Annotated in this window: 15 protein-coding genes and 6 pseudogenes; 3 read left to right on the top strand and 18 right to left on the bottom strand. The window is 40.7% G+C overall.

Going from position 1 to position 22,565, the window contains the following annotated elements; translation table 11 throughout:
* Positions 1-69: 69 nt before the first annotated feature.
* Both RCG23_RS18855 and rpsU read right to left on the bottom strand, forming a co-directional pair.
* The gene (locus RCG23_RS18855) at positions 70-513 is read right to left on the bottom strand and encodes a GatB/YqeY domain-containing protein (RefSeq protein ID WP_308176920.1); all 444 of its coding nucleotides are present in this window, start codon (positions 511-513) and stop codon (positions 70-72) included.
* A 16-nt stretch (positions 514-529) separates the two neighbouring features.
* Positions 530-703 carry a 30S ribosomal protein S21 gene (rpsU, locus tag RCG23_RS18850; protein WP_007087607.1) on the bottom strand — a complete coding sequence of 58 codons (174 nt, stop codon included), beginning with the start codon at positions 701-703 and terminating at the stop codon, positions 530-532.
* Between the two features lie 258 nt (positions 704-961).
* Between rpsU and RCG23_RS26035 the strand changes: the two are divergent.
* A pseudogene (locus tag RCG23_RS26035) lies at positions 962-1,881 on the top strand (Na/Pi symporter).
* Positions 1,882-2,142: 261 nt separating this feature from the next.
* Here the strand turns inward: RCG23_RS26035 and RCG23_RS18835 are convergent.
* The 14 genes and pseudogenes from RCG23_RS18835 to gpr all read right to left on the bottom strand — a co-directional run.
* Positions 2,143-2,520, bottom strand: a pseudogene (locus tag RCG23_RS18835) (transposase); the annotation flags it as partial.
* 518 nt (positions 2,521-3,038) lie between these two features.
* A pseudogene (deoC, locus tag RCG23_RS18830) lies at positions 3,039-3,709 on the bottom strand (deoxyribose-phosphate aldolase).
* A 96-nt stretch (positions 3,710-3,805) separates the two neighbouring features.
* The gene (mtaB, locus tag RCG23_RS18825; RefSeq protein WP_308176918.1) at positions 3,806-5,152 is read right to left on the bottom strand and encodes a tRNA (N(6)-L-threonylcarbamoyladenosine(37)-C(2))-methylthiotransferase MtaB; all 1,347 of its coding nucleotides are present in this window, start codon (positions 5,150-5,152) and stop codon (positions 3,806-3,808) included.
* A 6-nt stretch (positions 5,153-5,158) separates the two neighbouring features.
* On the bottom strand, positions 5,159-5,908 hold the full coding sequence (locus tag RCG23_RS18820) for a 16S rRNA (uracil(1498)-N(3))-methyltransferase (RefSeq protein ID WP_308176917.1): 750 nt from the start codon (positions 5,906-5,908) through the stop codon (positions 5,159-5,161).
* 121 nt (positions 5,909-6,029) lie between these two features.
* Positions 6,030-6,971: a 50S ribosomal protein L11 methyltransferase gene (gene prmA / locus RCG23_RS18815; protein WP_308176916.1), complete on the bottom strand. Its 942-nt coding sequence runs from the start codon at positions 6,969-6,971 to the stop codon at positions 6,030-6,032.
* A gap of 18 nt (positions 6,972-6,989) precedes the next feature.
* Positions 6,990-8,126 (bottom strand): molecular chaperone DnaJ, encoded by a 1,137-nt coding sequence (gene dnaJ, locus RCG23_RS18810; protein ID WP_308176915.1) that lies wholly within the window; start codon positions 8,124-8,126, stop codon positions 6,990-6,992.
* Between the two features lie 175 nt (positions 8,127-8,301).
* Positions 8,302-10,134, bottom strand: a complete 1,833-nt coding sequence (gene dnaK / locus RCG23_RS18805; RefSeq protein ID WP_308176914.1) for a molecular chaperone DnaK — start codon at positions 10,132-10,134, stop codon at positions 8,302-8,304.
* Between the two features lie 40 nt (positions 10,135-10,174).
* Positions 10,175-10,773 (bottom strand): annotated as a pseudogene (gene grpE / locus RCG23_RS18800) (nucleotide exchange factor GrpE).
* An 86-nt stretch (positions 10,774-10,859) separates the two neighbouring features.
* Positions 10,860-11,890: pseudogene (gene hrcA, locus RCG23_RS18795) on the bottom strand (heat-inducible transcriptional repressor HrcA).
* An 85-nt stretch (positions 11,891-11,975) separates the two neighbouring features.
* Positions 11,976-13,112 (bottom strand): radical SAM family heme chaperone HemW, encoded by a 1,137-nt coding sequence (gene hemW, locus RCG23_RS18790; RefSeq protein WP_308176913.1) that lies wholly within the window; start codon positions 13,110-13,112, stop codon positions 11,976-11,978.
* 77 nt (positions 13,113-13,189) lie between these two features.
* Positions 13,190-15,025, bottom strand: coding sequence for a translation elongation factor 4 (lepA, locus tag RCG23_RS18785; RefSeq protein WP_308176912.1), 1,836 nt, complete (start codon positions 15,023-15,025; stop codon positions 13,190-13,192).
* Positions 15,026-15,180: 155 nt separating this feature from the next.
* Complete coding sequence (locus tag RCG23_RS18780) at positions 15,181-15,510, bottom strand: DUF3679 domain-containing protein (protein WP_308176911.1); 330 nt, start codon at positions 15,508-15,510, stop codon at positions 15,181-15,183.
* 23 nt (positions 15,511-15,533) lie between these two features.
* Positions 15,534-16,739 carry a stage II sporulation protein P gene (spoIIP, locus tag RCG23_RS18775; RefSeq protein ID WP_308176910.1) on the bottom strand — a complete coding sequence of 402 codons (1,206 nt, stop codon included), beginning with the start codon at positions 16,737-16,739 and terminating at the stop codon, positions 15,534-15,536.
* 150 nt (positions 16,740-16,889) lie between these two features.
* A pseudogene (gpr, locus tag RCG23_RS18770) lies at positions 16,890-18,013 on the bottom strand (GPR endopeptidase).
* Between the two features lie 236 nt (positions 18,014-18,249).
* Between gpr and rpsT the strand changes: the two are divergent.
* Positions 18,250-18,600, top strand: coding sequence for a 30S ribosomal protein S20 (gene rpsT, locus RCG23_RS18765; RefSeq protein WP_374049766.1), 351 nt, complete (start codon positions 18,250-18,252; stop codon positions 18,598-18,600).
* On the opposite strand, the gene holA is transcribed toward rpsT, so the two are convergent.
* Positions 18,583-19,605 carry a DNA polymerase III subunit delta gene (gene holA, locus RCG23_RS18760; RefSeq protein ID WP_308176909.1) on the bottom strand — a complete coding sequence of 341 codons (1,023 nt, stop codon included), beginning with the start codon at positions 19,603-19,605 and terminating at the stop codon, positions 18,583-18,585. The genes rpsT and holA overlap by 18 nt on opposite strands.
* Before the next feature lie 361 nt (positions 19,606-19,966).
* Between holA and RCG23_RS18755 the strand changes: the two genes are divergently transcribed.
* Positions 19,967-20,101: a YqzM family protein gene (locus tag RCG23_RS18755; protein ID WP_308176908.1), complete on the top strand. Its 135-nt coding sequence runs from the start codon at positions 19,967-19,969 to the stop codon at positions 20,099-20,101.
* A gap of 77 nt (positions 20,102-20,178) precedes the next feature.
* On the opposite strand, the gene RCG23_RS18750 is transcribed toward RCG23_RS18755, so the two are convergent.
* Positions 20,179-22,524 carry a DNA internalization-related competence protein ComEC/Rec2 gene (locus tag RCG23_RS18750; RefSeq protein ID WP_308176907.1) on the bottom strand — a complete coding sequence of 782 codons (2,346 nt, stop codon included), beginning with the start codon at positions 22,522-22,524 and terminating at the stop codon, positions 20,179-20,181.
* Positions 22,525-22,565 lie beyond the last annotated feature (41 nt).

The raw sequence follows: 22,565 nt of genomic DNA, 5'->3' as shown, positions 1-22,565 counted from the left end.
TGGTAAATTTTTCTCTCACTTAATACCGAAAAAACCGCAAGCATATGCCTGCGGTCTTAATATCGGTTATTATGATAGGTGTTGTTGCACAAGTTTATTTACAAGTGATCCATCTGCTTTGCCTTTTACTTTCGGCATAATAGCAGCCATCACTTTCCCTATATCCGCTTTTGAAGTTGCATCTGTTTCAGCAATGGTTTCTTTTACAATCTCAGAAACTTCATCCTCAGTAAGCTGTTTCGGCATATAAATTTCAACAATGGCCAATTCAGATTGCAATTTTTCAACAAGGTCTGCACGACCTGCTTTATCAAATTCATGGAGGGAGTCTTTGCGTTGTTTCATTTCGCGAGAAAGGACAGTCAATTCTTCCTCTCCGGATAACTCGTTGCCGAGTTTGATCGCTTCATTTTGCAATGAAGATTTGATCATCCGAATAACGGAAAGTTTGTCTTTGTCTTTGTTTTTCATCGCTTGTTTCATATCATTATTCAAACGCTCGAGAAGACTCAATTAATTACACCCTCTCTTAAAACTTACGTTTTCTAGCTGCTTCTGACTTCTTTTTACGTTTTACACTAGGCTTTTCGTAGAATTCGCGCTTTCTAGCTTCTTGCAAAGTACCAGTTTTAGAAACTGTACGTTTGAAGCGACGAAGAGCATCTTCAAGCGATTCGTTTTTACGAACGACGGTTTTAGACATTCTCTTTCCCTCCCTCCGAACACAACACACTCACATCAAAACACATGGTTTTCCATGTACTTTGCAATTATAATATAACCTTGTTGTAAGGTCAACTGAATTTAAGCGTAACAGGCGCTTGCTTTATACTTTTTTTGCAAAATCCAATCAAAAATCCTTCTTTTTTTGAAATAGCCTCTATTTTTTGCTAATCATACGGTTCTTTTAGGCATGTCCAGCCAACTTCCGCAATAAAATGGCAACAAGGAGGCTGCGGAAATGCTTTATCTTTTATTATTTGTTTTTTGCATTTTATTATTTATTTTTGGCATGACGATTATAAGGATTGGTTTATTCAATTTATCTGGTGAAAAATTAAAGCTTTTGTTGATGAAGCTGACTAGCACCCCGCTAAAAGGGATGCTTTCCGGGACCATAATCACAGCCATTCTCCAGAGCAGCTCAACCGTCATGATTATCACCATTGGTTTAATATCGGCTCGAATAATGACGTTCCCTCAAGCGATTGGAGTCATTCTTGGCACGAATATCGGCACAACTTTTAAAACTGAATTAATTACCTTCAATCTTGGGGCTGCCGTCGTACCGCTTGCAGTGACGGGAGCAGTTCTCATTCTATTTAAAAATAGGGGTGCCAGAAGCATAGGAATGTTTTTATTCGGAATTGCTGCGGTCTTTTCTGCGATGAAGGGCTTCGAAAGGCTTTCGGACCCATTGACAACCATTCCATTTATCCATCGCTCCTTACTCTCTTTAAACGGAAGCATATTGCTAAGCGTCCTGATTGGGCAGGCCTCACGGCAATTATCCAGTCGAGCACAGCAATGACTGGTATCGCTATGGGTTTTCTCACGGCAGGCATCCTGGATCTCGAGTCAGGAATTGCTATTATGCTTGGAGCTAATATTGGGACATGCATTACAGCTCTTGTGGCCTCTATAGGGAGCGGCGAAGAGGCAAAATTGGCTGCTTATGCGCATATTTGGCTGAATGTCTTCGGTGTACTTGCTTTTATCCCCCTAATACGCCCTCTTGCGGAGCTTGCACCTGATCTGGCAGTAAGCAAGGATGTTCAACTGGCTCATATAAGCGTTATCTTCAATGTAGCAGTTTCGTTAGTCATGCTCCCTTTTGCCAACCGGTTCGGCCACTTTATCTTAAAAGTGCATAAAAAATAAGACGGCGTTATGCTGTCTTAGATTGTCGACAAAGGCAGCGAGACAACTCTCGATGCCTTTAATTTTTTAAAAAAATTCATTTGGATGGTGTGATTTGCGCTCCAGGTGCTTGCTTTCCGGGGGCGTTCGTCGAGCCTCCTCAGCGCAAGAGAGCGCCTGCGGGGTCTCGTCTGGAACGCTGATCCCCCAGGAGTCAAGCACCTTCCGCTCCACTCAACTAGTACCATTACCAGCAGAACGATAAACCAGATTAATGGTGCTTTAGTGCGCCTTTTTAGGCACCTGCCATGTCCAGGTGGCCAGTTTCTTCAGATTCATGGCAGCAAACGTAAGCATCGCCTGCATGGACAATTTTTTTAGCCCCCTAAGGGCTGTACATCGCATGCCATGCTTTCCCTTCGCCTCCGCAAAGACACATTTTATTGTTTCCTTTCGTTTGGCATATGTTTGTTTTACTTCATACGTGTTCCGTGCATCTTCCGCATCTTCCAGGTATGCCTCCCAGATATGGCGCTGTATGAGCTTCTGATGATTCTTACTCTCCATACATTGGCTAATAATCGGGCAGGCTGCACAGACAGACGGGTCCGATTTATACTTGTCGATATTCTTCTTCGTGGTAGTCGAGTAAATCACTATGTATTGGATGAAGACCATCTTGAACAAAACGACTGGATCGATACTTGGACGGCCAACCCCCGATTAGATGTGCTCTAGCGGCGAGGAGGCTCACCGCCCGCCCCGCGGAAAGCGTCCACCCGCAGCGGAAATCAACGAGTCTTTTACTTAATTACATTTTAAAAAGAAGGCTCCGTTATTATTCATTGTTGATTTTCGTGTTGGTTTGAGAATTCATAGGCGGAAAATTTCCGGCTAAAGTATCTATTGGAAGCTTAAGAAGCAGATATAAGCGGAGACATTCCGATTAACTGCTCTAAATACAACAGAAATCCAAAGATTTGGATAATATAAACGGAAAAACTTCCTTTATTTTTAAGGAAATATGGGTATTTCCCAATTTAAACGGAATTTTACCGTTTATTTTTTAAACACAGTGAAATCAACATTCAATTATAACAGAGCCAAAAAGAAAAAAACTGCAGGCAAACACGAAAGAGTTTGCCTGCAGTCTGAGACGGCGTTATGCCGTCTCATTTTTAGTAATCAGAATCCCCTGTAAGTCCATTTACAATCGAAACACCCGCACTTGCTCCGATTCTGGTAGCTCCTGCTCGAATCATCTTTTCAGTATCCTCCGTATTACGGACACCACCGGAGGCTTTTACTCCGATTTCAGGCCGACTGTTTTTCTCATTAATGCTATATCCTCTATCGTGGCACCGCCTGTTGAAAAACCTGTTGAGGTTTTCACATAATCCGCCCCTGCTTTTACAGCAAGCTGGCACGCCCTGGTTTTCTCTTCATCTGTTAGCAGAGAAGTTTCAATAATTACCTTCGTCAGGGCTTTACCTTTTGCCGCATCCATAACCGCACGGATATCCTTTTCAACCAGTTCATCATTGCCATCCTTCAAAGCACCAATATTAATAACCATATCAACTTCTTCTGCACCCTTTTCAATTGCATCGCTGGTTTCAAATGCCTTAGTTTCAGATGTTGTTGCTCCAAGAGGAAAACCAATTACTGTACAAACCTTTACGCCGCTTCCTGTAAGCATTTCTTTTGCAGCAGCCACCCATGTTGGATTTACACACACTGAGGCAAATTTGTATTCCTTTGCCTCTTCGCATAGCTTTTCAATTTGCGGCTTCGTCGCATCTGCTTTTAACAATGTGTGGTCAATCATTCCTGCAATATTTTCTGCCATTGGTCACCATTTCCCTTCTGTGAAAAATTCACTTCTTCATTTACTATTCCCATATAAGGATTTTTCAAAAGAAAAAGGACCTGGCAATTAGGTCCTTTAAATTACTGCTTCTACTGGCGTGTCTTCCATTACCCGGACAAATTGCCCTTCATTATAAGGATAACCTGCCTTTGTGATTTTAACCTTGACTATTTTTCCGACCATTTCTTCAGTAGCCTGGAAAACGACCTTGAGATAATTATCCGTGTAACCAACAAATAAACCAGTTGTTGATTGATCCTTAAATTCCTCTTCAGGAATTACTTCCAATACTTCGTTTTCGAATTGGGATGCGTATTCCTTCGCCAACTGGTCAGAGAGTGAAATCAAGCGGTGTACCCTTTCGTTTTTCACTTCTTCATCAACTTGGTCTTCCATTCTTGCGGCAGGAGTTCCTGTACGCTTTGAATATGGGAAAACATGCAGCTCAGAAAATTTATGTTCTTTGATAAAATTAAAAGTTTCCATGAATTCTTCTTCCGTTTCACCCGGGAAGCCTACGATGACATCTGATGTAACAGCCAGTCCTGGCAAAGCTTCCTTAAGGCGGTCAAGCCGTTCGCCAAAGAACTCCATTGTATACTTGCGGCGCATTCTTTTTAAAACAGTATTAGAGCCCGACTGAAGAGGGATATGAAGATGGCGGACAATGACATTGGAATCATTGATTACTTCAATTACTTCATCCGTAATCTGGCTTGCTTCAATTGAAGAGATACGCAGGCGTTTAAGCCCTTGGACTTCAGCTTCTATTTCTCTTAGGAGCATAGCAAGATTGTAATCCTTCATGTCTTCGCCATAGCCGCCTGTATGAATTCCGGTCAAGACTATTTCTTTATAACCTGCATCAACAAGCTGTTGAGCCTGGCGGATGACTTCTTTTGGATCGCGTGACCTCATTAACCCGCGCGCCCATGGAATAATGCAAAAAGTACAGAAGTTATTGCAGCCTTCTTGTATTTTTAAAGAAGCACGTGTCCGGTCTGTAAAGGCTGGAACATCGAGTTCTTCATAAACCCGATTTTTCATGATATTTCTGACTCCGTTAATCGGCTGCCGCTCCTGCTTGTATTGTTCAATATACTCAAGCATCTTTACACGGTCCTGTGTACCGACAACAATATCCACCCCTGGAATCGCCATAATTTCTGCTGGGGACGTCTGTGCATAACAGCCAGTTACACAAATGACGGCATCAGGATTTTTCCTTACTGCCCTTCTAATTACCTGGCGGCTCTTCTTATCACCAGTATTGGTAACGGTACATGTATTAATGATATAAACATCAGAATTGGATTCAAATTCCACCCTGTCATAGCCTTCTTGTTTAAACAACTGCCAGATTGCTTCTGTTTCATAGTGGTTCACCTTGCATCCTAATGTATGAAACGCGACTGTTGGCATGTAAACTCACCTCAATAGTTCAAAATGGTACGAAATCGCGGCCAACGCATATAGCGGTGCTGTTTCCGTCCTTAATATACGCGGACCTAATCCGCAAACAAGAAAATCATTTTCCTTTAACATAGATATTTCACGATCAGATAATCCTCCTTCAGGTCCAAAAACCATCAGGAGTGATTCTCCCTGTGTCATTCTTTTAAGAGTGGAAGAAAAAACAGAAAGTTCTCCATTTCTGCTTTCATCTTCAAAAGCAACAAGTTTATGATCATACTGCTTGCTCTTCTCCAGTAACACCTTTAGGCCCATAGGATTGACAACGTCTGGCACGTGATTTCGATGGGCTTGTTCAGCAGCTTCCTTGGCAATTTTCTGCCAACGTTCCACTTTTTTCACTGCTTTCTTTTCTTCCCATTTCACAACCGAGCGGGCAGCAGCAAAAGGGACAAATTCATAGGCACCCATTTCGGTCCCTTTTTGGATAATCCACTCCAGCTTGTCCCCTTTAGGCAGACCGCTCGCTATTGTAACAAACACAGGGAGCTCTGAGGTTTCTTCTCTCCATTGTACAATGTTAGCAGCAACTTGTTCATCGGTAATTTCTGCAATCTCGCATAACGCACTTCTTCCAGAAGGATCCACGCAAATAATCTGATCCCCCATACTCATCCGCATCACTTTCATGATATGGTGATGGTCTTCTTCATTTAAAATAAAGGTATTATTGCTAGCCGAAGCTTTTACAAAGTAACGCTGCATTAATTAACTGCACCCCTTTAAAAGGATTAACATTATTTTACTAAAAAGAAGTTCGGATTAAAAGAGAAGAGTCAAGTGAAAACAAACAAAAAGGGCCAAGTCCTTACCCCTTTTTCCGAGTTTATTTTCTTTTTGCAATCAGCGCAACCCAATCTTCCATCAAGATGGTTTCTTCAATTTCAAAACCTGTCTGAATGAGCGCGTCTTTTACTAATTCTTTTTTCTGCTGAATGATTCCCGATGCGATAAAGTAACCCTTTTCCTTTACTACACGTGCAACATCATCCGTAAATCTCAGAATGACTTCAGCAAGAATATTAGCAACCACAACATCTGCCGACGATTCTTCAACTCCATCAAGAAGATTATTCTGTGCAACAGTAGCAATGTGGTGAACCTTGTTCAATTTGAGATTTAGTTTTGCTGTGGTAACAGCAATTTCATCCAAATCGTAGGCACGGACTTCCTCCGCTCCAAGCATCGCGGCAGCAATGCTGAGAACACCAGAGCCTGTTCCAACATCAATGACCCGGTCACCTTTTTTTACGGTTCTTTCCAAGGCTTGAATGCACATGACCGTTGTTGGGTGTGTGCCAGTTCCGAAAGCCATTCCCGGATCCAATTCAATCATCAGCTCATCGCTGTTTACGGGTGTGTATTCTTCCCAGGTGGGCACAATCGTAAATTTTTCGGAGATCTTAACCGGATTGTAATATTTTTTCCATGCCGTTGCCCATTCCTCTTCATTGACTTCACTGATAGTAACTTTATTTAATCCAATATCAATATTGTGGATAATCAGATTATTAATTGATTCCTTAATTGCATCTACGGTTTCGCCCAAAAAGCTATTAACAGGTAAATAGGCTTTAACGATTACCCCTTCCTCAGGATAATCGTTTGGATCGAGCTGGTAGATTTCCCCGAATTGGTCCTGTCTTTCTTTAATCAACTCAAATGGATCCTCAATAACAACACCGCTGGCTCCTGCCTCGTGTAATATATGAGAAATCGGTTCTACCGCTTCATTTGTTGTATGGATACTTAATTCAGACCATCTCATTCCTACCAACTCCAATCCTTACTCGCCCTTAAAGGCTCTTTTTACTTTTGATAAAAAGCTTTCTTCATGTTCCCCGAGAGGAGCATTTCCACTGATCTCAGCAAACTCGCGAAGAAGCTGCTTTTGTTTATCTGAAAGCTTTGTCGGCGTTAAAATCCTGACAATTATATGCTGGTCCCCTGTACCATACCCACGGACATTTGGTATCCCTTTTCCTTTTAGACGGAACTTTGTACCTGTTTGTGTCCCGGAAGGAACTTTAAGCTTAACTTTTCCATGCAGGGTTGGAACTTCAATTTCATCACCTAGCGATGCCTGTACGAATGAAATCGGCATCTCACAGTAAATATCATCTCCATCCCGTTCAAAAAATTCATGTGAACGAACATGGAAAACCACATAAAGATCCCCAGGAGGTCCTCCATTGACACCGGCTTCACCCTGTCCAGCCATTCTTAACTGCTGGCCATCATCAATTCCTGCTGGTATCTTGACGTGAATTTTACGGCGTTTTTTAACTTTACCTGCTCCTCCGCATGTGGAACATTTATGTTTAATCTCTTTCCCTGTACCGTTACAATGGTGGCAGACTCTGCGGTTGACAACCCGCCCGAATGGGGTATTTTGTTCAATGTTTAATTGGCCCGTTCCTTGGCAGTGCTGACATGTTTCAGGTTTAGTTCCTGGCTTAGCGCCTGAACCACTGCAAGTTTCACAGGTTTCCTCACGCGGGATTTCGATATCGGTTTCCTTCCCAAATGCAGCTTCTTCAAAAGATACTGTCATAGTATATTGAAGGTCAGCTCCCTGTCTTGGTGCATTAGGATCCCGACGCCTTCCACCTCCGCCACCGCCGAAGAATGTGTTAAAAATATCTTCAAAACCGCCAAAGCCACCGCCAAAATCACCACCTCCAAAACCGCCAAAGCCCTGATTGGGGTCTGTATGGCCGAATTGGTCGTAATGTGCACGTTTTTGGTCATCGCTTAACGTTTCATAAGCTTCTTTTACTTCTTTAAATTTATCCGCCGCATCCGGCTCTTTGTTAATGTCAGGGTGAAATTGTTTGGAAAGCTTTCGATATGCCTTCTTAATTTCTTCCTTTGAAGCGCCTTTACTTAATCCAAGCACTTCATAGTAATCCCTCTTACTCATGATTACCACTCCCGAATCTTTCACATAAAGATTATTGTAACACTGATAAGAATACTAAGGCAACAAGAAAACTCTATACGACTTTTCTTAAACTTACATACAAAGTTCAGTACTTCATAGAAAAAGCCAAAGCCATTTTTAAGCTGACTTTGACTTTTCTATACTTCATTAAAGATTATTTATCGTCTTTTACTTCTTCAAATTCGGCATCAACGACATTGTCATCCTTGCCTGAACCGTCCTGACCCTGAGCACCTTGTTGTGCCTGTGCCTGTTTAGCAGCTTCTTCGTAAAGCTTAACTGTTAAATTTTGAACGATTTCTTGAAGGGCATCCTTTTTAGTGCGGATTTCTTCTAATTCATTCTTCTCGATTGCAGCCTTTAGTTCATCCTTAGCTGTGTTTGCTTTTGCCACTTCAGCTTCGTCAACCTTACCTTCAAGGTCTTTTAAAGTCTTTTCAGTTGTAAATACAAGCTGATCAGCTTCATTACGCAATTCCACTTCTTCCTTGCGCTTTTTATCAGATTCAGCATTTTCTTCTGCTTCTCTTACCATTTTTTGAATCTCATCATCAGATAGTCCTGTTGAAGATTTAATGGTAATTTGCTGCTCTTTATTTGTACCAAGATCCTTGGCACGAACATTTACAATCCCGTTTTTATCAATGTCAAAAGTTACTTCAATTTGCGGAATTCCCCTTGGTGCTGGCGGGATATCCGATAATTGGAAGTGGCCTAGCGTCTTATTGTCAGAAGCCATTGGGCGCTCACCCTGAAGGACATGAATATCAACAGCTGTCTGGCTGTCTGCTGCAGTAGAGAATATTTGTGATTTGGATGTCGGGATTGTTGTATTACGGTCGATTAACTTTGTAAATACAGAGCCCATTGTCTCGATACCAAGTGAAAGAGGTGTTACGTCTAATAATACCACGTCCTTAACATCTCCAGAAATAACACCACCCTGGATAGCAGCACCCATTGCTACTACTTCATCCGGGTTAACGCCTCTGTGCGGCTCTTTGCCTGTTGCTTTTTTGATTGCTTCCTGAACAGCCGGAATACGTGTCGATCCGCCAACAAGAATTACTTTGTCAATTTCGGAAGGAGATAGGCCTGCATCACTTAATGCCTGGCGAGTTGGACCCATAGTGCGTTCAACAAGGCCTGCAGACAGCTCGTCAAATTTTGCACGAGACATAGTAACTTCCAAATGAAGCGGTCCTGCTTCACCAGCAGTAATAAATGGTAAAGAAATCTGTGTAGAAGTAACGCCTGAAAGATCCTTTTTAGCTTTTTCAGCAGCATCCTTTAATCGTTGTAACGCCATTTTGTCCTTTGAAAGGTCAATACCGTTATCTTTTTTAAATTGCTCTACTAAATGGTCAATGATAACCTGATCAAAATCGTCACCGCCAAGACGGTTGTCACCTGCTGTTGCTTTTACTTCGAATACGCCATCACCAAGTTCTAGGATAGAAACGTCAAATGTTCCTCCTCCAAGGTCATAAACAAGAATCGTTTGATCTTCTTCCATCTTATCAAGGCCATATGCAAGTGCTGCTGCCGTTGGTTCGTTGATGATACGTTCGACTTCAAGACCAGCAATTTTACCAGCATCTTTAGTTGCCTGGCGTTCTGCGTCATTGAAATAAGCAGGAACAGTGATAACTGCCTTCGTTACCGGTTCTCCTAAATAATCTTCTGCAAAGCCTTTTAGGTATTGAAGAATGATGGCGGAAATTTCCTGTGGAGTGTATTCCTTGCCTTCTGCTTCTACTTTAAAAGCTGTTCCCATGTGTCGTTTAATGGACATGATGGTGTTTGGATTAGTAATCGCCTGGCGCTTAGCCACTTCCCCAACCTGGCGCTCTCCATTTTTAAATGCTACGACAGAAGGAGTCGTACGGTTTCCTTCCGGATTCGGAATTACCTTTGGTTCTCCGCCTTCAAGAACGGATACACATGAGTTTGTAGTACCAAGGTCAATACCAATGATTTTGCTCATAGTTTTTTCCTCCCAGTTCTATTATGTAATGATTTTTTTATTATTGACTGACTTTGACCATTGCTGGACGAATGATTCTATCCTTTAACATATAGCCTTTTTGAAACTCCTCAATAACGGTGTTCGGGCTATAATTTTCATCCTCTGCCTGCATTACGGCCTGGTGAAGATGCGGGTCGAATTCTTTTCCAACTGCTTCGATCGGCTGTACACCCTCTTTTTTCAGGGCCTCCAGCAAGCTCTTGTAGACCATTTCCATGCCCTGAAGCAATGACCTGGTTTGGTCATTTTCTGTCTCTACCTTTAAGGCCTCTCGAAATTATCGATTGCAGGCAAAATTTCTGAAATTAAAGATTGACCTCTATATTTTTCGCTCGCTTCTGCATCCATACGGGCACGGCGGCGGAAATTATCAAAATCAGCTTGAAGGCGAAGCGTACGATTTTCTGCTTCTTCCAACTTTTTTTCTAATTCTGCATTTTTATCTTCAAGCATACGGATCTGGTCTGTTTCAGTTCCTTCATTTTGGCCGACTGTTTCTTCGCTTTCACCAAAAATCGGTTCCACAGCTTCGCCCTCTGCTGTAAGTTCTACATTTTCATTCAATTCTTCGTTTAGTGTGCTTTTTTCCTCTGTCAACTTACTCACCTCCCTTAAAAGCTAAAACAAAAGTCCATTGAAAGGGGTGGAATAAGGCATTCCACCCTTAATCAATATTTCCAGCCCTAGTTATTTTGATACAGTTTAGTTAGGACAGCAGTTAAATCCCTGCTTAAAAATTCAAGAAGGCCGATGACACGGGAATATTCCATCCTAGTTGGGCCGAGCATCGCAATCGTACCCAGCTTTTCGGCTCCCACTGAATAGGTAGCCGTAATCAGGCTGCAATTTTCCATGGCAATATTATTGTTTTCCCTGCCAATCTTAACGTTAATCCCGACAGGATTTTTTTTGATTAAATCATAAACCCGGTCTTCTTCCTCTATCATGTTCAGCAGACTGCGGATTTTAGCTAAATCATTAAATTCTGGCTGGCTTAGCATATTGGTTTTTCCGCCAAAAAAGAGTTTCTCATTTGCCGGCATTTTGAATGTTTCGGAAATCGAATGGAGTAACTGGTCATAATTGTGAATATGCTGGCGCAGCAGGGTGGCAACTTCCTTGAATATTTTGTCATTCAATTCCACAAGAGGAACCCCTGTTAACCGTTCATTCAAAATATTAACCATTTTTTCCAATTCCGAGGCATCAACAGTTGCAGGAAGCTGAAAGGACCTATTCTCAACATGGCCAGTATCCGTAACAAAAATAGCAATAGCTGTTTCCTTATTTAACGGGATAATCTGAATCCGCTTAAGCTTATTAATGCTTACTGCCGCCCTAGCACAATCGATGTATAATTGGTGAGTTCCGACAGGATCCTTGCCGATTTTTGAATGATTTTTTCAAATTCGAAAATCTTCTCGGCAAAAATGGACTGGATGGTTGATATGTCACGCTGGCCCAGTGTCTGAGGGGCAAGCAAATGATCGACATAATAGCGATAACCTTTGTCTGAAGGCACCCGCCCAGATGAGGTATGGGTTTTTTCGATAAACCCAAGGCCTTCAAGGTCTGACATTTCGTTACGTATGGTAGCCGAGCTAAAAGAGATTTCTTCTTTTTTCGACAGACTTCTTGAGCCGACAGGTTGTGCAGATCGAATAAAATCATCAACAATAACCTGAAGAATCAACAATTGACGATCTGTTAACAACATTCATCACCTCTGTTAGCACTCCTATCAACTGAGTGCTAATTCTAATAATAAATTATCAAAAAAGGTGGGATGGTGTCAATCATTACACACCTAAAAATGACTGAAACACTTCATTTCCCAGAAGCCGCCCTCTTTTTGTTAAAAATATATATCCATTAGAAACATTTAGGAGACTTTTTTTAATCAAACCGTCTATCTCTTTCCCGAAAAGCTCCATTGGGTCTTTTCCGAATTTATGGCTAAAAACATCAATAGAAACTCCCTTTGTTTTTCGAAGCCCCAAAAACATTTCCTCTTCCATTTTTTCCGCCAATGTGACTTTATGTTCCTCAAAGACAGGAAGGCTTCCTTTTTCAATATGCTCCAAATACTTCTTTAATGGACCCGCATTGGACCTTCTCCATCCGTCCGTGTAGCTGTGCGCCCCAGCGCCAAACCCAAAGTATTCTTCATTGTTCCAATAAGTAAGGTTATGACGGCTCTCGAAACCCGGCTTAGAAAAATTACTTATTTCATATTGACGGAAACCGTTTTTGTCCATTTCCTCCATCAGCAGTTCATACATGGCTGCTTCCGCATCTTCTCCTGGCGTCATAAGCTTGCCTTTTCTCATTAAATTATAAAAAACCGTCTTCGGCTCAATAATTAGAGAATACCCCGAGTAATGAGAGATATCTAAAGTAAAAGCTTCTTTCAGCGATTCCTGGAAATCGGCTATTGTTTTGCCTGGTAGGCTGTATATAAGATCAATGCTAATGTTTTCAAAACCTGCTGTTTTTGCTTTTTCTACTGTTTCAAAAACATCCTTCGCCCTATGAACCCGTCCAATTCTTTTTAATAACTCATCATTAAACGTCTGAACACCCAGGCTTAGACGGTTAACTCCAGACTCCTTAAGAATCTTCAATTTTTCCAATGATAAATCCCCTGGATTGGCTTCAAATGTGAATTCGAAATCAGAATCTGCTGGCAAACGGTTATTAATGCTCTCGCATAATCGGAATAATTGTTGTTCATTCAAAGAGGTAGGCGTTCCTCCGCCGACGAAAATAGTTTTAAGAGATCTTACAGGGTACTTTTTTACAGACATCTCCATTTCTTTGTCGAGGGCTTGTACATACTCATCAACAGGCTGCCCCTTCAAGAAAACCTTATTAAAGTCGCAGTAATGGCAAATATGCTCACAGAACGGTATATGGATATATGCAGATTGGATCATGATTTCACTTCCTTTTTTCACTAACAAAAAGAGGCTAGAATCCCCCGAGTCAGGCAGGTCTAACCTCTGAAAAGACTTTATTTCTTTGGATTGTTGTCATCCATTTTCAATACGGCCATGAAGGCTTCCTGAGGCACTTCAACGGATCCTACCTGTTTCATCCGTTTTTTACCTTCTTTTTGTTTTTCTAACAGCTTACGTTTACGGGAAATATCTCCACCATAACATTTAGCCAAAACGTTTTTGCCCATAGATTTGATAGTTGAACGAGCAATGATTTTTTGGCCAACTGCTGCTTGAACTGGAACCTCAAACTGCTGTCTTGGAATTAATTCTTTCAGCTTTTCTACGATAACCTTCCCACGCTCGTAGGCAAAATCATTGTGAACAATAAAGCTTAAGGCATCTACTTTTTCCGAATTTAACAAGATATCCATCTTGACAAGTTTGGAAGGCTTGTACCCAATTAACTCATAATCAAAAGAAGCATATCCTTTTGTGCCTGATTTTAATTGATCGAAGAAATCGTAGACAATTTCCGCCAGCGGCAATTCATAAACGATGCTGACACGATTTTGATCAAGATACTGCATATCACCAAAGATTCCTCGTTTTTGCTGACAGAGTTCCATGATCGCTCCTACATAATCATTAGGCGCCATCATCGTTGCTTTGACGTATGGCTCTTCAACCCGTTCAATTTTCTGAGGATCAGGTAAATTGGATGGATTATCAACACTAATTTCTGTGCCGTTAGTCATAATTACATGATAGATAACACTTGGAGCAGTGGTAATTAAATCGATTTTAAATTCGCGTTCAATCCGCTCCTGGATAATTTCCATGTGAAGGAGCCCTAGAAATCCACATCGGAATCCAAATCCCAAAGCCTGGGATGTTTCTGGTTCAAACTGTAAAGCAGCATCATTCAACTGCAATTTTTCTAGCGCATCACGCAAGTCATTAAACTTCGCTGTATCGATTGGATAAAGTCCACAATATACCATTGGATTCAGTTTACGGTAGCCTGGTAACGCTTCGGTTGCGCCATTTTTAGCACTCGTAATGGTATCACCGACAGTCGTATCACCAACATTTTTTATCGCCGCTGTAAGGAATCCGACATCTCCTACCGTCAATTCATCGCATAAAGTAGTTTTAGGCGTGAATACTCCAACTTCAATTACTTCAAACTCTTTTCCACTAGCCATCATCTTAATTTTGTCGCCGGCTTTTACAGAACCTTCGACTACACGGATATAGGCTACTACTCCTCGATAAGCATCGTATAAAGAATCGAAAATCAACGCTTTCAAAGGCCCTTCAGGATCGCCTGTAGGTGCAGGCACAGTGGCTACGACCTGCTCCAGAATTTCTTCAATACCAATTCCCGCTTTTGCTGAGGCAAGTACTGCTTCTGAAGCATCGAGGCCAATTACTTCTTCAATTTCATTGCGGACTCTTTCCGGGTCGGCACTAGGAAGATCAATTTTATTGATGACCGGTAAGATTTCCAAGTTATTATCCAAGGCCAGATACACATTGGCGAACGTCTGCGCTTCAATTCCCTGTGCAGCGTCAACAACTAGGACTGCTCCCTCACATGCAGCAAGGCTTCGCGACACTTCGTACGTAAAATCGACGTGTCCCGGTGTATCAATTAGATGTAAGATATATTCTTCTCCATCTTTAGCTTTATATCTCAACTGGACAGCATTTAATTTAATTGTAATGCCCCGTTCCCGTTCCAGATCCATGGAATCCAATAGCTGGGCTTTCATTTCCCTGGATGTTAAAGCATTGGTTTTTTCTAATATCCTGTCCGCAAGGGTGGATTTGCCATGGTCGATATGGGCAATAATGGAAAAATTTCTGATTTTTGATTGTCTGTTTAGCTTCTCTTCTCTGTTCATGGTCTTTCACTCCTACTATACTCGCACATGTACACTATTTTTGATTATATCAGCACACTTGTGAAGATTCAACGAAAACACAAATTCCTTACTCTACCAGGGCGATTTAATAGAAAAAGCGATGCTGCAAAAGCACCGCCTAAAAAAATCCACTTTTACTCCCCGGTTAAATAGTTTATCAGCTTCCTTGAAGCATTTGATATTCCCTCTGATACTTTTTTACCTGTTGATGAAAAAAGATTGAAGGACTTCATTTCTTCCAGTTTCCTCTGCTTCTCTTCCAGATTATGCGCAGAAATATTTTGCCCCATAATTGATGCATTAACCCCGCTTCCTTTGTTTCCAATGGAAACCGCCTTTTGAAATTCGGGATCATGATAGCCCTTCATTTTATGGATTCCCCCGCTTGCCATTTGCATTCCCGCTAAAACGGAAATAAACATCAACACTGCAATCAAGGTACTTTTAAGCATAAAAATTTTCATATTTACGCGCCTCTTTTACTAGTTTAGCTTCCTTGTGCTGGAACTGTCGAATTGACCTTTTCTGCCTGCCAGTAATATTCACTAAAAACATCGGCCAGGGCATCAGCTGAGCGATTCAACTCATCAAAGGTGTTATCCACACCGCCAAATTCAATCAGAATGGTACTGCCATTCAAGTCTTGATTGTATTTCCCATTTTCTCCTGCACCCTTCTTTTCAATAACCCCCCAGCTAAGTCCTTTATATTTTTTTTGAAGAAGATTATGCAAATCGGTTGCGAGCTTTTCATTTTTCTCATAGTTGGGATTTTTACCGCCAATGATAAATGATAATTTTGCATAAGACTTACCATTAATCGTGACAGTTGTATCGTCCCGTCGACGCGAATCCCTGTGGATGTCGATAAAATAATGTAAATCACGGTTTGATGCCATAGCGGAAGCAACAACTGGACGCGATTCCTGATAGGCGCTAGGCATTTTCAATCCCTTTTTGACCAGGTTTCCCATAACGTCTGTTTTATTAACCTCAGTTCCTATCCCTCGGCTTTCAAGGCTTTCCTTAAGCTTATCCCCTATCCTCGTCACATTAATTTGGGAGTGATAGGCGAGATTTGGATTTGTTACACCCTTTAAATAAGGCAGGTAAGATTCTCGATTATGGGTGAAGTATAGGTATATAACCTTTCGCCCGCCAGTCGTTTGGGATGGAGAAGGCGGAGGAGTGGTTCCCTCATCTTTTGGCTGGTCAAGGCTTTCAAGATTTTGGAGGGAGGCTTCCCGTTCCTGCTTCATGATTTCTATTGGTGGCGCAGATTCCATTGGCATATTTGTATAGTTTGTCCCTTCGCCAGCAACAATAATTTTCCCATCAAACTGATAAAAACCGGGAAGCTCCCTGCCCAGGAGACTTCGTGGGTCATTTAAATTAATATTGGATGAAAGCTTAAATACAAGGTTTGCTAACTTTGGTCCGGAAGTTAAATCTTTTTCAGACTTTAAAAAATAATGGTTCTCCCAGCCCATAAGCTGATATAACAGCTCCCCATTCACATTGTGGGCTGCCTCGTTGACAGAAGCAGAGGCCAGACGATATTCCGGTTTTATAGATGTTAATAAACCGCTAACAGAAAAAACAATAAACATAAACAGTAAAGAAAAAATGAATAGTTTTATTATGCTGGTCCCCTGAACTGTAATAAACGTTCCAGAAGCTCTAGAGTTTTTCATGGTTCCACCTCTCTAAACAATTCTAGTAAATGATATGTCATTACTAGAATTGGTAGAACCATTTCTTATTCTTTTGGCCGTTTTCAGCGGTTACCTTCAATTTTCAAAAATAATCATGTTTGTCTATTGGAATATTCATATCTAAACAGATTACCTGGTCATATATCCTGCATTATCCTGGTCAACGGCATGATGAAGCGAAGCGTTAAGCCCAGAAGCGATCAAGTTGGCCATATCCTCGATAAATACATCAACTTCCTTCGGAGTAACCATCAAGTTATGCCCAAGGGGTGAAAGTACTTCATATATCAGCTTTCTTTTTTCTTCGTCTTCGAGAGTCCCAATCATTCCTAGAAAAGTTTTCCGATGCTGTTCCTCTGGCATATCTTCGTCTGTGAGTTTTTTTCTTTTACCAAAGTTCATCCCCGCAGGAGCCAGTGACCTTGAAGGACGGTTGCCTTCTTTAAGCTCTTTACCGAAATGTTTTAAGATAAAATCAATCGTATCACTTGTTATGGAAACTGCGTCGACAACTGTCGGAACACCGATTGCAATCACCGGTATTCCAAGAGTTTCTTTGCTAAGTTCTTTACGCTTGTTCCCAACACCCGAACCCGGATGGATTCCTGTGTCCGAAATTTGAATGGTCGAATTTACTCTTTCTATCGACCGGGAAGCCAGAGCATCGATGGCAATCACAAAATCAGGTTTTGTTTTTTCAACCACGCCTAAAATGATATCGCTTGTTTCAATTCCTGTTAACCCCATAACACCGGGGGAAATGGCACTGACCGGACGAAATCCTTCTTCTACGTTTTCGGGCTGAAGTTTATATAAATGCCGTGTTACAAGCAGATTTTCACAAACGAGTGGCGAAGTGCATCCGGCGTAACGTTCCAATTTCCAAGACCAACTACAAGACAGGAGTCATCTTTTTTTATACCTATTCCTTCTAAAAAAAGTGAGAACTCCTGTGCAAAGATCTTTTCAACCTTTTGTTGCAGCTCGGTATCCTGTTCCCGTATCCCTGCAACTTCAATGGTGAGATAGCGCCCTTGCTTCTTGCCTAGCTGCTTTACTCCTTCTTCCCTTATCTCAACCATGGAAATTTTTATATCTTCTACTTCTTTTTCCTTTATAATGACACCCTCTATTTGAGAAAGGTTTTCCTGTTCCTGAACGGTTGCCGCCCTTTCCGCAAGCGCCATTTCGCTGGCCTCAATGGCAAGGTCTGTCCTCACTGAATACTTGCTTAAATCTAAAGAATCCTTCATGCCTGCATACCCTCCAATTCATCCTTTACAGAATACAGAAACTATTTCCTATCATTGCCGTATTGCTATTAAAACATTCAGGCATTTTCAAGCATGTTTCCGTGCAAATTAACTTGAGAGTATTGCAATATGGGCCGCTGTTTGATAGAATATCATTTGTTCTGAATTATTATTATGAATGTTGAATGTTAAAGTCGAGTTCATATAATCTCGATTCTTTTTAGGAGGTGAATGGAATGCCAAACATTAAATCTGCTATTAAGCGTGTTAAAACAAGCGAAGCTCGTAATGCTCAAAATACAACTGTTAAGTCTTCTATGCGTACTGCTGTGAAGAAAGCTGAAGCTGCGGTTGCAACTAGCGACAGCGCTGTTGCTAAAGAAGCATTTGTTGAAGCTGCTAGAAAATTAGACAAAGCTTCTGCAAAGGCGCAGTCCACAAAAACGCTGTTGCTCGCAAGAAGTCACGTCTTGCTAAGAAAATCAACGCGCTTTAATTTTAAAATCTCCGGTGTTTTGGCACTGGACAAAAAAACGATTCCCATCAGAAGGAATCGTTTTTTTATTTATTTATTTTTTTACATTTAACTGAAATAAAAACATCTCCACCAAAAGCGATTTGTTCATTCCCCCGGTTTTCATCTGGTAATCCGCTTCAGCAAGAATTCCCATTAAAGAGGCCAATTCTTCATCCGTAAATTTGGGTGCCTGTCCGGCGGCAAGCTTGACCCGGAAAGGATGCACCTTAAGATATCCAGCCATCTGCTGCTGTCCATATCCCCTTCTTGATAGCTCCTTCACTTGGTATATCAGCCGAAATTGCCCTGCTAGAAGCGCAAGAATCTTTATGGGCTCTTCATTTTGCTTTAAAAGGTCATAATAAATACGAAGAGCCTCATCCATTTTTCGCTGGACCACTTTTTCTACCAATGCAAAAATATTTTGTTCTAGTGAACGGGAAACCAGTTTTTCAACAAGACTAACATCAATTTTCTGCTGACCTTGTGCATATAGAGCTAATTTATCAACCTCACTCGTTAGCATAAACATGTTAGTTCCAGCCATAGAAAGCATAAGGTCAATCGCATTCGGATCAATTTCAATGCCATTCATTTTCGCTCTGTCTTTAACCCAATTCTTTAGCTCGTATTCATTTAATTTTTTTGCTTCAACCGTAACCGCCGTTCTTTTAAGTTCTTTTGTTATTTTTTTTCGTTCATCAAGCTTTTCATAAGGTGCTGAAAAAACGATGACAGAGTATGGCGCCGGTTCATTCATATACCGTTCTAAACGGGCAATATTATGCTCAACCTTCTCTTTTGTCTTCTCAGCTGTCAGGAATACAGGGTTATGTAAAAAAATAAGTTTTTTTTCACCCAGAAATGGAAGGGTTTCCGCATCCTCCAAGGCCACTTCAATGGGGGTTTCTTCCAGATCATATACAGATAAATTAAAATCTTTTTCGTCTTCCTCTAAAATTTGATTAAGAAGAAGCTGTTTCGTCTCATTTATTAAAAAAGCCTCAGTTCCATATACTAAATATATGGGAGCTATTTGCTTGTGCTTGATTTGTTTCCAAATGTCCATAACCATTGGTCCATTTGCTCCCCTTTCCACAATTAACACTTCTTCTTATCGTAAAGAAGCATGGACATTTTGACAAGAGCTAAAATATTATTAATGGGATTACTTAAAAAGCTTAATGGGAATAACATTCTATAAACGCCAAGAGGGAATCAGCCTCCTCAGAAGCCAATCCCCGATCTATATTGAACGCCGCAAATCTGAACCCGGGATCCAGCTTTGACAGCGGAGTAACTTAAGTATTATTATTTTGGCCTTAAGCCGAATAAGTATTTGTGTCAAACCTTGTCATTATAGGAAAACGGAAGATGAAAGCTAGATTTTTTTGTTTGAATGTCTTATACTATAATGGAAATAGGAGGGGTAGATTATGAACGAATTTGAACAAAACGTTCAGAGTAAGCGTAATGACGCTATTGATTCAGGTGTAGGCTTTGGCGTTTCATTCGGCTTTTTTGCTCTAATGTTTATTATTGCAACTGTAATCAAATTAATCGGATCCTAATAATTAGCTACATAATGAATTTTACGGAGACTGCATTTTCAATGCAGTCTCTTTACGTTAGGCTTCTTTGTATTTCTTTATTTTGTTATATAGTATGGAAAGAATGTCGAGAAGGTTCCTTTCTCCTCAAAAAAATGATATGTAATTGCACCTTGAAGATCTGTACGAAAGATGGAAATACCGTTATTCTGAAGATTTTTTAATGTTTCAGTATTTGGATGCCCGAAGCGGTTGTTAGCTCCAACTGATATGATGGCTATTTTGGGTTTGTATTTTTTTAATAATTCGGGTGAGGTAGATGTTTTGCTGCCATGATGGCCAACCTTTAATACATCAATCTTAAGAGCAGGATACTTTTGAAGTAATCTTCTCTCCCCCTCAACATCAAAATCCCCTGTAAAAAGCCAGTTAAGGCCTCCAAGCTTTGCCAGAATTACTATGGAACCGGTATTAGGTTCCCCCTTAAATCCTCTGGTCGGAGACAAAACCCTGAAGAAAGTTTTGCCATCACCCCAAACATCACCGTCTGATGCTCTGTAAACGGGAATTCCCTTTTTTGCAGCCAGAGCCTCAATTTTCTTTTCATTTATATTTGGCTCTGCGATTGAAGGCATAAGGATTTCTTTTATTTTCAGTTCCTTTATAACAGAGTAGCTTCCACCTGTATGATCTGTATCTCCATGTGTCAAAATCAATTTATCGATTTTGCTGATTCCTCTTCCTTTTAAGAAAGGAACAACAATGTTTTTTCCAACTTCAAATGAAGAGGAAGCCTTCCTCCAATCCTCCGCCCCGCCAAAGACTGCCGTTCCGCCTGTATCAATTAAGTAGGTTCCATGATTCCGAGAAAGCTTAATTAAAATACTATCGCCCTGTCCTACATCGATGGCAGTTACTTCCCCTGCCGGATCTAGTTTTTTCACTTCTTTTTGGACCATTAAAAAAAATAACGGCAGTAAAAGAATGAGAGTAGCCATTTTTGTTTTTTTGCTTTTTTCCCAAAAAACGAATACAAATAGACAAAGCAGAATAAGGACTGCGGCCATTACAATAGAAGGCCTTCCAACCACAAAATTAACAAAGGGATACTGTGCAGCACTTAATGCAAACACATTGGAGGTACGGATTATTTTAGTAAAGATAATCATAATTAGACTAGGTACACTTCCGAAAATCAGCTGCATAAAAAATAACACGTAAACCCCTGGTAAAAAAACGAAAGAGTATAAAGGGATAAAGATGAGATTTACTAAAATTCCTATAAGGGAAATTTCAAAGAAGTGATAAAGCAGGAAAGGCAGCGCCGATAACTGGGAAATATAAGAGGTAGCCAACAAGCGGTGAAGATTATTCGGATACCGTTTAATGATATAGGGCGCCGATAAGATTAGGGCAAAGCTCACTGAAAAAGAGAGTTGAAATCCGGCATCAAAAATTGTGTTTGGGCTAAAAAGCAGAAATCCTATAAAAGCAAGACTAAGCGTATCGATTGGCCGAAACCTATGTTTATGTTTCCACCTATCCGCAGCCACCATGATAAATATCATTAGAACAGAGCGGATTACGGATGGCGAGCCCCCTGTAAGGACCGCATAAATGGGCAGAAAAACAAGCAATAAACGGAGCATTTTTTCCTTAGTCATTCCGAGTCTGATACATAGATAATAAAGCATGCCTATGGACAAAGAAACATGAAGCCCTGATATGGCAAGTAAATGAATAATGCCGATCTTTTGGTAAGCCGCAAGAAGATCGGCATCAAATGAACCTCTGTCCCCAAAAATCAGCGCTGCTGCTACTGCTGCCGTATCGGCTGGGAAATTCGATTCCAAATAACGGATCCCTTTTAAACGGTTTTCTTTTAGGATTGAGAGAGGTGATGGTTTTAAGGGGATGCAATTTTCAAAGGGAGATGAAGAAAGTTTTATAATCCAAAAGATATGTTTGCGTTCCAAATATCGATCATATTCAAATCCATTTGGATTATGTGCTGAATAAGGCTTTTTCAATTCCCCCAACGACTTGCATAACAAGGGGGATTTTGCTTTCTTTTTTAGTGCTTCCTTTTCTTCTTCTGACCGGATTTTATAGCGGACTAGAAGCTTCTCACCTGTAGTTTTCTCAGTAACTAATGACTGAAATTGATCACCATCAATCGTTAATTCGGAATCATATTTTACATGAAATAAGCGTTGTTTTTCGGAAATTCTTGTACCATGCTGATTTATAATCGAAAAAGAAACGATAAAAAAGATAAGATAAATAATGAAAAAAACAGCTAACTTTTCTAGTGGAAATTGTTTAATGAAATACAATGCGGAGAGATACAGGAGAAAAATTGTGAAGAAAATTGAAGGAGATTGGACAAAAGAGAGAATACCTAACAAACACGTGATGGCTAGATAAAGATATTTTCCATTCATAAACAATCCTTTCAAAAAAATTTATTCAAACAGACGCCAGC

Source organism: Neobacillus sp. PS3-34, assembly GCF_030915465.1.
In the GTDB taxonomy this organism is placed as follows: domain Bacteria; phylum Bacillota; class Bacilli; order Bacillales; family Cytobacillaceae; genus Neobacillus_A.
This window is presented reverse-complemented; position numbering and strand designations above follow the sequence as displayed.